General features: G+C 59.4%; 17 protein-coding genes. 4 read left to right on the forward strand and 13 right to left on the reverse strand.

Translation table 11 applies throughout. The features are described from left to right. The 7 genes from GHO41_RS26220 to GHO41_RS26250 all read right to left on the reverse strand — a co-directional run. On the reverse strand, positions 1-436 hold a 436-nt coding region (locus tag GHO41_RS26220; RefSeq protein WP_178126590.1), incomplete at its 3' end, for a DNA-binding domain-containing protein. Beyond that, on the reverse strand, positions 433-1284 hold the full coding sequence (locus GHO41_RS26225) for a DUF692 domain-containing protein (RefSeq protein ID WP_153435062.1): 852 nt from the start codon (positions 1282-1284) through the stop codon (positions 433-435). The genes GHO41_RS26225 and GHO41_RS26220, both read right to left, overlap by 4 nt. 293 nt (positions 1285-1577) lie before the next feature. After that, on the reverse strand, positions 1578-1850 hold the full coding sequence (locus GHO41_RS26230) for a hypothetical protein (protein WP_153435063.1): 273 nt from the start codon (positions 1848-1850) through the stop codon (positions 1578-1580). Between the two features lie 36 nt (positions 1851-1886). Beyond that, the gene (locus GHO41_RS26235) at positions 1887-2654 is read right to left on the reverse strand and encodes an alpha/beta fold hydrolase (RefSeq protein ID WP_153326507.1); all 768 of its coding nucleotides are present in this window, start codon (positions 2652-2654) and stop codon (positions 1887-1889) included. A gap of 32 nt (positions 2655-2686) precedes the next feature. Further along, complete coding sequence (locus GHO41_RS26240) at positions 2687-3115, reverse strand: DoxX family protein (RefSeq protein ID WP_048387003.1); 429 nt, start codon at positions 3113-3115, stop codon at positions 2687-2689. After that, a complete protein-coding gene (locus GHO41_RS26245) occupies positions 3112-3384 on the reverse strand; it encodes a DUF2282 domain-containing protein (RefSeq protein ID WP_048369240.1) in 273 nt (90 codons plus the stop codon). Before GHO41_RS26245 ends, GHO41_RS26240 begins: the two co-directional genes overlap by 4 nt. A gap of 195 nt (positions 3385-3579) precedes the next feature. After that, positions 3580-3984 carry a COG3650 family protein gene (locus GHO41_RS26250; protein WP_153435065.1) on the reverse strand — a complete coding sequence of 135 codons (405 nt, stop codon included), beginning with the start codon at positions 3982-3984 and terminating at the stop codon, positions 3580-3582. A 116-nt stretch (positions 3985-4100) separates the two neighbouring features. Between GHO41_RS26250 and GHO41_RS26255 the strand changes: the two genes are divergently transcribed. After that, positions 4101-4556: a hypothetical protein gene (locus tag GHO41_RS26255; protein WP_153435066.1), complete on the forward strand. Its 456-nt coding sequence runs from the start codon at positions 4101-4103 to the stop codon at positions 4554-4556. Positions 4557-4606: 50 nt separating this feature from the next. Here the strand turns inward: GHO41_RS26255 and GHO41_RS26260 are convergent, their stop codons facing one another. Together GHO41_RS26260 and GHO41_RS26265 are read right to left on the reverse strand one after the other, a co-directional pair. Then, positions 4607-5098 (reverse strand): DUF1543 domain-containing protein, encoded by a 492-nt coding sequence (locus tag GHO41_RS26260; RefSeq protein ID WP_153435067.1) that lies wholly within the window; start codon positions 5096-5098, stop codon positions 4607-4609. 106 nt (positions 5099-5204) lie between these two features. Then, positions 5205-5825: a helix-turn-helix domain-containing protein gene (locus tag GHO41_RS26265; protein WP_048369244.1), complete on the reverse strand. Its 621-nt coding sequence runs from the start codon at positions 5823-5825 to the stop codon at positions 5205-5207. Positions 5826-5994: 169 nt separating this feature from the next. Between GHO41_RS26265 and GHO41_RS26270 the strand changes: the two genes are divergently transcribed. The 3 genes from GHO41_RS26270 to GHO41_RS26280 all read left to right on the forward strand — a co-directional run bounded on the left by GHO41_RS26270 (position 5995) and on the right by GHO41_RS26280 (position 8678). Then, a complete protein-coding gene (locus GHO41_RS26270; protein WP_048369245.1) occupies positions 5995-7131 on the forward strand; it encodes an FAD-binding oxidoreductase in 1137 nt (378 codons plus the stop codon). Positions 7132-7155: 24 nt separating this feature from the next. Continuing rightward, a complete protein-coding gene (locus tag GHO41_RS26275) occupies positions 7156-7533 on the forward strand; it encodes a RidA family protein (protein ID WP_153391108.1) in 378 nt (125 codons plus the stop codon). 89 nt (positions 7534-7622) lie between these two features. Then, the gene (locus tag GHO41_RS26280; RefSeq protein ID WP_048369247.1) at positions 7623-8678 is read left to right on the forward strand and encodes a membrane protein; all 1056 of its coding nucleotides are present in this window, start codon (positions 7623-7625) and stop codon (positions 8676-8678) included. A gap of 31 nt (positions 8679-8709) precedes the next feature. Here GHO41_RS26280 and GHO41_RS26285 read toward each other — a convergent pair whose 3' ends face one another. From GHO41_RS26285 to GHO41_RS26300, 4 genes are all read right to left on the reverse strand, one after another. Further along, positions 8710-8877 (reverse strand): hypothetical protein, encoded by a 168-nt coding sequence (locus GHO41_RS26285; protein ID WP_153326517.1) that lies wholly within the window; start codon positions 8875-8877, stop codon positions 8710-8712. A gap of 702 nt (positions 8878-9579) precedes the next feature. Next, entirely contained in the window at positions 9580-11043 is a 1464-nt protein-coding gene (locus tag GHO41_RS26290) for an aldehyde dehydrogenase family protein (protein ID WP_153435068.1), read from the reverse strand. Positions 11044-11055: 12 nt separating this feature from the next. After that, on the reverse strand, positions 11056-12384 hold the full coding sequence (locus GHO41_RS26295) for an aromatic acid/H+ symport family MFS transporter (RefSeq protein ID WP_153435069.1): 1329 nt from the start codon (positions 12382-12384) through the stop codon (positions 11056-11058). A gap of 80 nt (positions 12385-12464) precedes the next feature. Further along, the coding region (locus GHO41_RS26300) for a thiamine pyrophosphate-dependent enzyme (RefSeq protein ID WP_256678862.1) at positions 12465-13479 on the reverse strand (1015 nt) is incomplete at its 5' end.

Raw genomic sequence — 13479 nt, forward strand, 5'->3', positions numbered from 1 at the left:
GCAGCGACGGCGCCAATTGCAGGCGCGCCGTGTCCCAGTCCACCGAAGCCAGCGCCTCCATGCGCAGGGGCGCAGCGTCGGCGGCGACAAACGCCTCGTTCAGTGACCATTCGATCCACGCCAGTTCGTGTACGTCCGGGTTGTCAGGGAAGACTTCATATAAGGTTTTTTGCAAGCCTGCCGGGTAAACATCAAGGGTCCAGGCATGCGGCGGATGGCGGTCGATATGGGTGATGCACGCGGCCAAAAAGGCTTCATCCCCCAGCCATTGGCGCAGGTTGGGAAACGCCCCTTCCAGGCAGCCTACCAATTGCGCCCGGTAGTTGTTCTGGTACACCGCCAGACCGGCAACATGATTGCCCAGGAGCGCGGCGGATTCATCCGAGGCGTTCACCAACCAGTTCTGGAATTCCTGCTGCAAACGGGCCAGGTTCATGCTCGCACCTGCGCACGCTGTTTGGCCTCGCTTGCGCCCAAAGCTCTAGCGATGGCGAGTTCATCGAGCAGTTCGGACAAAGGCGGAATCTCATCATCACGCTCGATCATGGTAGCCACCGGGCCCAGCCGTTCAATGGCCTTGGCGTACAAGTGCCAGACGCCGCTGCACACCGGGCTGTCATGGCTGTCAATCAACAGGCTGGGGCCCTGGCTGTGGCCCGCCAGGTGCACCTGACGCACGCGCTCGGCGGGTATGCCGTCGAGAAACGACAGTGCATCAAAGCCATGGTTGCTGGCGCTGACAAACACATTATTGACGTCCAGCAGCAGCTCGCAGCCGGTACGCCGGGACATCTCGGCAATGAATTCCCACTCGCTCATGGACGCGCCTGCAAAGGCCAGATAGCTCGACGGATTTTCAAACAGCATAGTGCGGCCCAGCGCCTCCTGCGCCTGATGGATATTGGCGCAGACCAGGTTCAGTGCCTCTTCGGTGTAAGGCAGTGGCAGCAAATCGTGGGAGTTGAAGCCGCCGGTGCGCGACCAACTTAAGTGGTCGGACACAAACAGCGGTTCAATGTCGTCCACCAGCGACTTGAGGCGCTTGAGGTAGTCAGGGTCCAGCCCTTCGGCGGTGCCGATGGACATGGACACACCGTGCAGCGCCACCGGGTGCCGCTCGCGGATCTGGCGCAGGATATGCAGTGGCTGGCCGCCTGCAACCATAAAATTCTCGGAGATCACTTCGACGAAATCCACGGCGACCGAGGTTTCAAGAAAGTCGCTGTAATGCTCCTTGCGCAACCCCAGGCCATAACCCGAGAAACGTGGATTGGATGTCGCCATGTGATGTGCTCCAGTGCATCGATAGGTCGTTGTACGCATCCCCTACAGGAACGCAATGCTGTTCACTTAAGCGATTTCGGCCTCTGTGGGAGCGGGCTTGCTCGCGATGGTCGTTAACGATGACGCGTTTTTGCCTAATAAATGAGGCGCTCTGAAAAGCATCGCGAGCAAGCCCGCTCCCACCCTTGGGTAGCATTACTCTTAAGTGAACTGCATTGCCGCAGGAGCAAGCTTGTCTCGCGATCTTTTGATCTTAAAAAACGCGAGACAAGCTCGCTCCTACACCGGGCAGGTTATTTGGCTTCGGTAGTGGTGCCGCCCAGTTTCATGCACTCGGACGGGGTTTTCACCACAACGCCCTGGCCTTTGCAGCTATTGAGGCCTTTGCAGTCGTTTTTCGACGTGGCGCACAGGCTTTCGCCCTTGCAGTTGTTGACGCCGTAGCAGCGGCCGGGTTTTTCCTGCTGATCGGCAGCGCTGGCGGCCGTAGCGAAAGAGGCGGATGCCATAGCGATCAGGGCAGCAGCAGTGGCAAGGCTGACGCGGGATTTCAAAGAAGTGCTCATGGGGTGTCTCCAGGGTGTTTTTGTGGGGGTTTGGGATTAGTTAATAACTGATGCTGCGTCTTCGATCACTTTGGCCACCGCTTCCGGCTGGGAAATGTACACGGAGTGGCTGCCTTTTAGTTCAGTGACTTTGGAACCGGCGCGCTTGTACATCCAGCGCTGCAAATCGGGGCTCAAGGCCCGGTCTTCGGTAGAGAGCACCGCGTAGGTCGGCTTCTTGTGCCAGGCGGCGTCCCACACGGTGCCGCCGAACAATGCGGTGGTGGCCGGGACTTGCGAGGCCGCCATAAAGTCGGTGCGATTGGTGGTCAGGTCAGCGGCAAAATCATCATGGAACTTGCTGCGGTCCACAAACAGATGGCCGTCGCGGCTCTGCTTGATGTCATTGCTTGGCGCAGGCATGGAGTTCAACAACTGGGACATGTTCTCGCCCACTTCCGGCTGCAAGGCCGAAACGTAGACCAACGCCCTGACCTTGCCCCGGTCCCCGGCAATCGAGATCACCCCGCCGCCGGAACTGTGACCTACCAGCACCACCGGGCCGACCTGTTGCTCCAGCACTTCACGGGCTTCGGCTACGTCTGCCGCGAGGCTTTCATGGCCCTGGTGCACCACGGTGACCTTGTAGCCCTGGTGGGACAGGATGTCGTGCACCACTCGCCAGCCGGAGCCGTCGACAAACGAGCCAGGCACAATCACCACGTTTTTGCCGGTGCCGGGCAACGTCTGCGGCTTTTCAGCCGCCGAAGCCAGCATGGGCGCCGTCAGCGCCATGGCGATGACCAGAGAAGACAGAACACGCATAAAGACACTCCACAACATTATTGTTAAAGGGTTCACACACGCCGACGGCGCAACACGTTGTCCAGCGACCAGGCCCCGCCACCGCAGGCCAACAGCGGTAACAACAACCCCGCCCAGGTCAGGTGCGTCGGCCAGGCGTCCGGGTAGACAAACACCTCGATCACCAGGGTCATGCCCAACAGTGCAGCAGCAGACAGGCGGGTCATCAGGCCCAGCACCAGCAACAGCGGGAACGCATGCTCGGCGTAAGCCGCCAGGTGCGCCGCCCATTCCGGGGGGATCACAGGCAAGGCGTATTCCGAGCGAAACAAGGTGTAAGTCGACTGTTTGAGTTCCAGAAAACCGGTGACTTTGGTACGGCCCGAGAGGAAGAACACCGAGGCGATACCGACACGGGCCACCAACAACAGCAGTGCCTCAGGCAATAACCGCTTGAGCACCGCCGGGGCCGCGGCAATCACGGTTTTTCCGTCAGGCTGCCGTAGCCTTTTGGGGTTTTGATCTGGGTGCAGGTGCCTTTGTCCACCAGGATCCAGGCGTTGCCCTGGTAGTCAGCTGTGGCGGTACCGGCGCAAGAGGTGCCTTTACCCGCGGCACAATCATTGGCACCGGCCAGCGACACGCCGAAGCATTTCTCTTGAGGCTTGGCATCATCAGCGTGGGCAGCACCGGCAAAGGCACCGAGGGACAGAGCGAGGGTGGCGGCGAGAGCGGCGTAATGGCGCTTCATTGTTATATCTCCTGGCTTGACTGAATGTGTCCGTAGCGCAAGTTCAGGTGAGTGATCACTTGCGCTATCGGGTAGACAGATTTAAAGCCAGGCGTGTATCTGGTCTGTGTCGCGTTCGACCGTTAACAACCTGCGGGTGTATCAGCGTGGGGTTGGTACACAGTGTGATACACAGCGAGTGCGTTACCCCCTGAATCAGCTGCCTTCGCCAGCACAACCGCTGTTGCGTTCACCGGCATAAGTCCAGGTAGACGTGTGGCTGAACGTCTCACCCGACATCGAGTCGGTGCAGGGTTTAGGCTCGATCACCAGGCTGAACGCCTTGCCCTGATCGGTGCCGGTGTAGGTGGTGCGATCCCCCGACACCATCTTGTCGGCGTGTAATTGCCGGCCCTCTAAATGATCCGGGGTAATCCAGGCCAGGGTGTCGCCATTGACCTTGAGGGTCCAGAACGGCTCGTTGCCACGGGCGACAAACTGCCGGGCCGCGCCCGTTGCTTCAGGGGCCGTGGTGCTGACCGAGGGCGCATGCTGGCTGCATGCGCTCAAAAGCAACGGCAACACAAGCGCCACGAGGGGCGTCATCACTTCCTTTTTCATCACGTCATTCCTTAAATGAGTCCGTTGGTCACCCTAGCAAATCAGCATGCAAGACGCATTGCGGCGGCTGAAAAAACCCTGTTACATACGCACATCCCTCGCCATGGACTGCCCGGATGTTTAACTCGACATCGTCATTCAAAACCTTGAGCGTCAGCTTTTTATTGATGGCCAGTGCCGCACACGCCGACCCGCATGTCGCGCCGGGTGCTGACTGGGCCAAGGTGGTGCAGGCCGTGCTGTCGGTGAGTAGCTGCCAGAACCGGCTGGTAGAGGCCGACCGCGCCAAATGCTACAAAAACAACAGCGCGCAGGCTTGCCGCGACATACCCGAGGGCGTCCAGAAAGAAAACTGCATCATCGAGTACTCATACAATCGCGTGCCGCAAAAATCCGGCATGCCTTCCCACCCGCCCCTCGTCATCTCCCCCTTCAAATCAGACGGCCAGGCGCTGAACAACACCGCCTCGGTGAAAGCGACGCCACAGCCGACAGAAAGCGCGCCGGACGAACTCGACTCAAAAATAAAGTTCTTGTTGCATGACCAAGGGCAAACGCCTGTTGTGCGGTAAGCGGTGATAGAACAGTTACCTGCAGGAGCTGCGGCTGTTGCTGATACACGCTAAATAACGATGTAGTCGTTGTGCTGAATCACACCCCGGTGCTCGCCCTCAACCAGATGAATGTAGCGCCCGCTCACCTGATCAATCGGCAAGCAATCATCCACATCCAGCAGCGCGTCGGTATGGGCCTGTTGCCAGTGCTTGAGCATGTGCTGTCTGGCCCTGGATTTGGCCAGGTTCTTGTCCTGGGCAACCACCAGCAGGTAATGATGGGCTTCACCAAAGGTATTCGCCTCGTAGCCACCCAGGTTGATGAAATACAAACGCGGCGAACCTGGCAGCGGTGCCAGCGGGCTCAGCTCAACCTTCCAGCCATCTACGCCGTCAACACGCATCCAGGCGTCGATGTGCAAACCTGCCGGGTTGCCAAACCAGCCCTGACGCAGTTGCGGGTAGGTTGCTTCCAGGCTGTCGGCGATGGCAAAAACCACGTCATGAACTTCGATTTTGGCTCGGGGATGCTTGCCCCCGAGCATAACAACAAACAGCATTTCAGCTCTCCAGAAGATCACGACCCGGGCGCCATAGTACGCGGCGTGCGTTGCGCTTTGTGTGATCCGTTTAACGGTGCCATCGCAAGCTCTGGCTTCGCAATTGCTACTCGGACATCACCACCATCACTTGCGCATCTGCCTCGTCTTCACTTTCAGACAGGTAGATATGCCCAACCCCGCTATTGAAATAGGCTGTTTCACGGACACCGATGCTGATCGACTCGCCCGTTTCGAACTGGATGCGCACCCTTCCGGCAAGGACTAAAGCAAACTCTTGACCGGCATGGCGAATGTAATCGTCAAACTGGCTCAATTCGCGGGCAAATACCCTGACGTACATGGGCTCCATGCGGCGCCCCGGAAAGTCCCCCGCCATCGGGTGGTAATCGTAATTGCCGGTGCTGTACCCCGCCGTATTATCGAGAGGTGAGCTGACCACGGTGGGTTGCAACAGGTCATTGTGCTCTCGGGGCAGGCTGAACAATTGGGCGATGTCCGTGCTCAGCGCCCGCGCAGCAGCCGCCAATTTTTCATAACTCACCGACACTTGCGCCAATTCCATTTTCGACAAGGTCGAGAGTGCGACGCCGGAACGCTCGGAGAGTTGTTTAAGGGTCAATTTTTGATTTTTGCGAATCGCCCGCAGACGTGCACCCACCTGGGTACGGTCAATCAGGGAATGGGCTGTGGCGCTCGAGGAGGAAGGGTCTCGATCGGAACTCATGCAGGCTCTCTGTCGGGCAAATGAAGGCGTCTGGGACTGGTTCCAGGCGCGAGTCTGGATATTACCTCACCCAGAAGGCTTGACTGCTAAATTCTCATATCCTACATTTCTCTTATATGAGAATTTAGAACCCTGCATCACAGGGCACTTTCAAACGGGAGATCCAGGCATGCACGACAACGAATGTTTTGACTACGTCATCATCGGCGGCGGCATAGCCGGAGCCTCGCTAGCCTGGCGATTGTCTGCACATGCCAGTGTTGCAGTGCTTGAGCGCGAACCCCAACCCGGATACCACTCGACCGGTCGCTCGGCGGCGATGTTTATGGAGGCCTACGGCACTCCACAAATCCAGGCATTGACCCGTGCCAGCCGGGCTTTTTACGAGCAACCACCGACAGGCTTCACCGAGCATGCGCTGCTGGAACCACGGGGCTGTTTGTACGTCGCGAATCATGAACAGCGGGCATTGCTCAAGCAGACATTCGAAGCGAGTCGAGCCCACTCTGACAATGTGTCATTGATCGATGCCGAACGTGCGCTGGCACTGGTGCCTTGCCTGCACCCGCGGGTCACTGCAGGCGCCATGCTTGAAACAGCGGCACGTGATCTGGATGTAAACGCTCTACATCAAGGCTTTCTGCGGGCCATGCGCCAGGCCGGAGGGGTGTTGCAGTGTGACGCTGAGCTAAGCACTGCAAGCCGTCAGGGTGCTGTCTGGCATCTGCTGTTGAAGGACGGCCGCGCGTTACGCGCACACAATCTGGTGAACGCTGCAGGCGCCTGGGCCGATCAGGTAGCTCAACAATGCGCCGTAGCGCCCATTGGGTTACAACCCTGTCGGCGCACTGCCTTCACGTTCGACGGCCCCAAAGGCATGGATTTCTCGCAATGGCCCGCCGTCATCGGTATTGACGAAAGTTTCTACTTCAAACCGGATGCTGGCCAGTTACTGGGCTCACCTGCCAACGCCGACCCCGTTGCCGCACACGATGTGATGCCGGAAGAACTGGACATTGCCACCGGCATTTACCACATCGAAAACGCCACCACGCTGAGTATTCGCCGCCCACGTCACAGCTGGGCAGGCCTGCGTTCGTTCGTCAGTGATGGAGACCTCGTCGTCGGCTGGGACAACCACCGGGACGGTTTCTATTGGCTGGCGGCTCAGGGCGGTTATGGCATTCAGTCGGCAGCCGGGGTTTCACAACTGGCCTGCGCCCAACTGCTCCATCAAGCCCTGCCCGAAGAATTGCGCAGCCAAGGTGTCGATCCACAACGCCTGGCCCCCGCACGTTTGCGTTAATCCCCCTGACCCAGAGGTCCTCTTATGTCTGACACGATCAAGCGCTACCCCAGCCATCTGCCCTTCCCTTTCTCCAGGGCGATACGCGTGGGTGACTTCCTGTTTCTGTCCGGGCAAGTGTCCATGAATGCGCAGGGTGAAGTAGTACGCGGTGATATCAGCGTACAAACCGAAGCGGTGATGACCCGCATCAGCGAGACACTGGCCGAGTGCGGCGTGGGCTTTGATCAGGTCGTAAAGGCCACGGTGTGGCTATCGGACATGCAGCACTTCACCGGTTTCAATGAGGTCTACAAGCGTCATTTCCCTAACGGCTTCCCGGTGCGCTCCACCGTCGGCGCCCAGCTTGCGCTGGGGGTCGATGTCGAGGTCGAAGTTCAGGCCTGGCTAGGCGCCAGTTAATCCAGGGCATCGACTGTCAATGCGCTATCCCGCAGGTCAGTACCACCGCCTGCTACCAGCATAAAAACAATAAATCGAGGGAAGTCGTCATGAAAGAAAGTCTAAAAATCGCCGGAGCGTTTGTAGGCGTGATAGTCGGTGCTGGATTTGCTTCAGGCCGGGAGCTGATGTTGATGTTCGTCAGCTTCGGCGTCTGGGGACTGGTGGGCGCAGTGATCAGCGCCGCGTTCTTTACGTTTCTCGGGATGGCACTTGCCGGCATGGGCAGCCGATTACAGGCCACGTCGCACAAAGACGTGGTCTATAACCTGTGCGGGCGCTTTCTTGGGACTTTTGTCGACCTGATGATTACCTTTTTCATGTTTGCGGTGACTGTGGTGATGCTGGCGGGCGGTGGCGCGCTGTTGGAGCAGCAGTTCGACATACCGGCGATTCTGGGCAGCATTATCGTGACCGTAATCGTCGTGGCCGTTGTGTGCCTGGATGTGCACAAAGTCATTGGCGTCATTAGTGCAGCAACTCCTTTTCTGATTCTTACCGCAGTAGGAGTAGCACTGTACGGAGTCGCCACTCGCGACCTGAGTTTCCCGGAGCTCAACCAGTTGGCCAGCGAGCAGGAGGCCGGAGCGAATCATTGGTTACTGGGCGCCTTGCTGTACGTGTCCTACAACATTGTTGCCGGAGTGCCCATTTTGGCGATCATGGGTGGCGCCGCAAAAACCGAGAAGCAGGCCATGATGGGCGGCATCATCGGCGGTGCATTGTTGGGTTTGCTGATGCTGGTCATGAGTCTGGGGCTGCTTTCACGCCTGGACAGCGTGGCGGACTTGCCGATGCCGATGCTCTCGATTGCGACTGAGGCCTCGCCTATTCTGGGGCTGCTCATGGCCGTGATCATTTTTTGCATGATCCTCAACACGGCCGTAGGCACGCTGTATTCCTTTTGCGCGCGCGTGCTGCCGGTCGGCACCCACAAGTTCCGCCTCGGCTCCGTCGCCGCCGGCGCAATTGCCTTTGTCGGTAGTCTGGTCGGGTTTATCAGCCTGGTAGGTCAGGTGTACCCGCTGTTCGGCTACCTGGGTTTCCTGCTGATCGGTGCCGTACTGATTGGCTGGTTCCGCGCACGTCGACTGGTCACGGCCTGATCTTGAGCGCCTACTGCAGCGGGCAAAAAACCTATTTTTTGCCCGCTGTCCTGAACAGAGGCAGTGCCAGAAACAGCAGCCCGCCGCCCAGAAGCGTGGTGCCGAAACTGGCATGACCGGCCACTATCATTCCCAGCCCCGCGACGATCCCTGCCAGGCCGACAATTCGAATATTTTTGTCCGGTGATTTCAGTTCCATGCTGTCTGTACTCCCTTTGCGATTACCACACAGACTAGCAAAACTTGAGGCGAGCTTGCCAGACTGCGGTTTTACGCCTGTTTTATGAGGTAACCGACGATTGGTATGACGTTTGTCATGGCAAGGGAACTTGAGTTCTAAACTGAGTCCAATGAGGTTCTTATCGACTCAGGATTGCCAAGATGAACGCCACTTCCTCACACGGCTGGGTCTGGGCTTACCGAAAAGTCCGCAGTTTGCAATGCTCACGCCTGTCGTCTGCCTACAGGGCCACTTTGTATGTTTTACGGGGAGATACCGGCACGTTTCACAGTGACTTCAGTTGGCAGAAGAATCGTATCCGGCGATGAAGCCCTGAATACCCCCATTCCCACTGTAGGAGGGACCGCCCCGTCTACGACGCCGCGCTGTCGCGCAGCAAACAGGCCACCGAATATCTTCAGCATCCCCGAATCGGTTCCCTCTCCTTCGGGAGAGGGCTAGGGTGAGGGGGGCTCTTAGATCAAGATCAAAAGATCGCGAGCAAGCTCGTTCCTACAAAGCCTTTAAAATCAATCACTTATTTTATGTTTGATAGGAGCGAGCTTGACCTTGGGATTTATCGCAGCCTTCGTGCCTCGGCAGCGACTACGGGTTCTGTAGGAGCGAGCTTGCCTCGCGATCTCTTGACCTTAAAAGATTGCGAGACAAGGACGCTGACTTTTAAAACGGGTAGTGCCGTGGCGTGTGTTGCACGCTGATCCAGTGGTCACGGGTGAATTCATCAATCGCCCAGTCACCATTGAAACGACCAAACCCTGAGTTCTTTTCACCGCCAAAAGGGGCGTTGGCTTCGTCGTTGACCGGGATGTCGTTGACGTGGGTCATGCCTGCTCTCACTTTGCGGGCAAAGGTGACGGCGCGTTCCAGGTTGGTACTGAAGACGGCGCTGGAAAGGCCGAATTCGGTGGCGTTGGCCAATTCCAGGGCATGGGCTTCGTCGCGGGCACGGATCAGCCCCACCAGCGGGCCGAAAATCTCATTCCGAGCCAGGTCCATGTCAACGGTGACTTCGCCGTAGACATGGGGCGCCAACAGGTTGCCGTGACTGCCGCCCTCAAACAGCGGCCGGGCCCCTTCAGTGCGGGCCAGTTCGATCTTTTCATGCAGGCCCTGCAACTGCTTGGCGTTGATGACCGGGCCGATCACGGTGTCTTGCAAGTTCGGATCGCCTACCTTGAGCCCTTTGACCCGCTCTACAAAACGCTCGGCAAAGGCCGAATACAAACGGTCATCGATGATGATGCGGTTGATCGCCATGCAGATCTGCCCCTGGTGCAGGAATTTACCAAACACCGCAGCATTCACCGCCTGCTCCAGGTCAGCGTCTTCCAGCACGACAAACGGGCTGTTGCCGCCCAACTCCAGCGCGACGTGCTTGAGGTGTTCGCCGCCGCTGGCGATTGCGCCAATACCGCGACCGACCGGGGTCGAGCCGGTAAAGGTGATGAGCGACGGCACCGGGTGCTCGACAAACGCATCGCCAATTTCACTGCCCGCACCCACCACCACGCTCAATACGCCAGCCGGTAACCCGGCCTCTTCAAAGATGCGCGCCAGCAGCAAACCGCCGCACACCGGGGTGTCGCTGGCCGGTTTGATGACAACGGCGTTGCCCAGCGCCAGCGCCGGGGCAATGGAACGCTGGGTCAAATGCAGCGGAAAGTTCCACGGGCTGATAACGCCGACCACGCCAAGCGCGCTGCGATACACCCGGCTTTCTTTACCCGGTACGTTGGACTCGACGATGCGCCCGTGAACCCGCGCCGGGAACGATGCCGATTCCAGCGCAATGGCCCGTGCCGCGCCCCACTCCAGTTGCGCCTTGAGCCGGGTGCTGCCGGACTCGCGGATGAGCCAGTCGATGATTTCGTCGCGGCGCCGGTCAAATACCGCCACCACCTCATGCAACACCGCCGCTCGCGCCGAAGGCCCAAGCGCAGCCCATTGCGGCTGCACCTCGGCGGCCTTGCGATAGGCCGCGTCGAGGTCGGCCCGGTTAGCCTGAGGGATTTCCAGCAGCAGCGAATCGTCGAACGGGTTAGTCACCCGCAGGTGATTACCACCCGTGCCTTTACGCCACTCTCCGGCAATCGGTTGCAGATGAAAATCGCTGTATTGGGTCATGTCATGCTCCTTTTAAACAGATTCAGAGGCTTGAGGAATGGAATACGTGGGGCGTACGTGAATGCACACGATGGCCAAAGCACCTATTACTCCGGGCAACGCGAACGCCAAAAAGTTCTGCTGGAAGGGCAAGTCCAGCGCCAACAGGCTGCCACCGAGCATCGGCCCGGCAATGGCGCCTAGGCGGCCAATCCCGGCGGCCCAGCCCACGCCGGTAGAACGGATGTGCGCCGGGTAAGAAATCGAAGCATAGGCATGAATCACCGCCAGGGTGCCGATGGTGGTTGCGCCGGCAATCAGCAACAGCAGGTTAAGCAGGATCGGGCCGGGCTTGAAGCCGAGGGCGGCCAGTGACAGCGCCGCCAGAACAAAAAACAACGCCAGAGTGCGCTGCACACCCAGACGGTCCGCCAGCCAGCCGCCGAACAGTGCGCCCACCGTGGCACCCACGTTGAGGGTCACCAGAAACGCGAGGCTCGAACCCAGGGGGTAACCACCGTGCGCCATAAGCTTGGGCAACCAGGTATTGAGTCCGTAGCTCATCAGCATGCACATGGCGAATGCCACCCACAGCAACACAGTGGCCAGCGCCTGACCTTTGCTGAATAACTGCGGCAAACGGGCAGCGCGGGTCTGTTTGTCATTGACCGGCAGGCTCAACGCAGTGCCGGGGCGATACGCCGGATCGACTTTAACCAACAGTTGATCAAGCTCGCCACGGCGCCCCTTGAGGGCCAGAAACGCCGCCGATTCAGGCAGGTAACGCAGCATAAACGGCACCGCGAACACGGGCAGGACGGCCACATAAAACACCGCCTGCCAGCCCCATTGCGGGATCACCGCAATCGCCAGCAATGCCGACAGCACCGCGCCCACCGAGTAGAAGCTCGACATCACGGTAATCATGGTGCTGCGCCGCCCTTCGGGGGCGAACTCGCTGATCAGGTTGATCGCACTCGGCACCAACGCGCCCAAGGCCAGGCCCGTCACCAGACGGCAGGCGCCCAGCTCGAACGGCGTGGTGGCGTGCCCGGTAAAAAACGCCGCCAGGCTGGCCAGCAAGGTGGTGAGGATGATCAGCTTGCGCCGGCCAAAACGGTCGGCCAACGGTGCAATCAAGGTGCCGCCGAACAGCATGCCGAACAACGCGCAACTGCCCAGGGTTCCGGCTTCGATCGCAGACAATTGCCAGTCCTGCATCAACTGCGGCACCACCGAGCCATAGATCACCATGTCGTAGCCATCGAACAGCATGATGAAACAGCCCCACATCAGTATCAGCAGGTGCGTGCGATTAAACGGTGCGGCGTCGATCACTTCACTGACGGAAGTTTTGTTCATAACCACCTCTTTTTTTATTGTTGTTGTCGTGCGGTATCAGGCCCGTTCCCCCAGACAAGGCTCGGGCCTGACCTCGGGTTTTAAGGCTCGATGGTGAGCGTCGGCACCTCGATCAAAACCGGGCCCTGGCCCGCCACTGCCTCAGTGAATGCCGCGGCAAACTGCTCGGCGGTGTCGGTGCGCACGGCGTGTACGCCGTACCCCTGGGCAATCGCGCAGAAGTCCAGGCCTGGCACATCCAGCCCCGGCGCATCGCTGACGTTCAATACATCGGCAAACCAGCGCAAGGCGCCGTACGTACCGTTTTTAAGGATGATGAACACCACAGGGATGCCATATTGCGCCGCCGTCCACAGCGCCGTAATACTGTAGTTGGCCGAGCCGTCACCAATAATGCCGACCACCTGCCGCTCTGGCGTGGCCAGTTGCACGCCGACCGCCGCAGGCAAGCCAAAGCCCAGGCCACCGGCAGCCGGAAAAAAGTAACTGCCCGGTTCGCGCATTTCGACGCGCTGCCAGAACGCGCCCACGGTTGAGGTGGACTCCTTGACGTAGATGGTGTCTTTGGGCGCCAGTTGGTCGATCAGGTCAAACACTGTTTCCGGGCGCAGCAAACCACCCTCCTCGACCACCGCTGGCGGGCGCGGCAAGGCCTGGGGCATTGCCCGCGTGCCGGGTGCAACCTCGGCCAGCAGGGCTTCAAGGGTCAGGGCAATATCCGCCACCAGCGCATCGCCCATTGGCGCACGCGCCGCCTCGCCCGGATCACAGGTGATGTGCAGCAGTTGCGTGCCCGCGGGCAGGTAGTCACCGGGGGCGAACTGGTGATAACGAAACACCGGCGCGCCCACCACCAGAATCACGTCATGGTCCGCCAGCTGGCGGCTGATCCCGGCAATCGCCGCGGGAAGCACACCGCGAAAACACGGATGACGCGTCGGGAACGGGCAGCGCGAAGCCGAAGGGGCCACCCAGACGGGCATGCGCAGTTTTTCCGCCAGTTGCACGGCCAGCGCGTTGCTGCCACTGCCATCTACGTCCGGGCCGAGCACCAGCACCGGGTTGCGTGCGCTCGACAGGCGCTGTCCCCAGTCC

This window comes from Pseudomonas sp. FSL R10-0399 (assembly GCF_009600165.1).
In the GTDB taxonomy this organism is placed as follows: domain Bacteria; phylum Pseudomonadota; class Gammaproteobacteria; order Pseudomonadales; family Pseudomonadaceae; genus Aquipseudomonas; species Aquipseudomonas helleri.

Excerpts from the sequence above, each read along its gene's own strand:
- GHO41_RS26270 (WP_048369245.1), top strand. The coding sequence starts at position 5,995 with ATGCACGACAACGAATGTTTTGACTACGTCATCATCGGCGGCGGCATA.
- GHO41_RS26250 (WP_153435065.1), bottom strand. The coding sequence starts at position 3,984 with ATGAAAAAGGAAGTGATGACGCCCCTCGTGGCGCTTGTGTTGCCGTTG.
- GHO41_RS26225 (WP_153435062.1), bottom strand. The coding sequence starts at position 1,284 with ATGGCGACATCCAATCCACGTTTCTCGGGTTATGGCCTGGGGTTGCGC.
- GHO41_RS26255 (WP_153435066.1), top strand. The coding sequence starts at position 4,101 with ATGTTTAACTCGACATCGTCATTCAAAACCTTGAGCGTCAGCTTTTTA.
- GHO41_RS26245 (WP_048369240.1), bottom strand. The coding sequence starts at position 3,384 with ATGAAGCGCCATTACGCCGCTCTCGCCGCCACCCTCGCTCTGTCCCTC.
- GHO41_RS26275 (WP_153391108.1), top strand. The coding sequence starts at position 7,156 with ATGTCTGACACGATCAAGCGCTACCCCAGCCATCTGCCCTTCCCTTTC.
- GHO41_RS26290 (WP_153435068.1), bottom strand. The coding sequence starts at position 11,043 with ATGACCCAATACAGCGATTTTCATCTGCAACCGATTGCCGGAGAGTGG.
- GHO41_RS26235 (WP_153326507.1), bottom strand. The coding sequence starts at position 2,654 with ATGCGTGTTCTGTCTTCTCTGGTCATCGCCATGGCGCTGACGGCGCCC.
- GHO41_RS26285 (WP_153326517.1), bottom strand. The coding sequence starts at position 8,877 with ATGGAACTGAAATCACCGGACAAAAATATTCGAATTGTCGGCCTGGCA.
- GHO41_RS26260 (WP_153435067.1), bottom strand. The coding sequence starts at position 5,098 with ATGCTGTTTGTTGTTATGCTCGGGGGCAAGCATCCCCGAGCCAAAATC.
- GHO41_RS26295 (WP_153435069.1), bottom strand. The coding sequence starts at position 12,384 with ATGAACAAAACTTCCGTCAGTGAAGTGATCGACGCCGCACCGTTTAAT.
- GHO41_RS26265 (WP_048369244.1), bottom strand. The coding sequence starts at position 5,825 with ATGAGTTCCGATCGAGACCCTTCCTCCTCGAGCGCCACAGCCCATTCC.
- GHO41_RS26230 (WP_153435063.1), bottom strand. The coding sequence starts at position 1,850 with ATGAGCACTTCTTTGAAATCCCGCGTCAGCCTTGCCACTGCTGCTGCC.
- GHO41_RS26280 (WP_048369247.1), top strand. The coding sequence starts at position 7,623 with ATGAAAGAAAGTCTAAAAATCGCCGGAGCGTTTGTAGGCGTGATAGTC.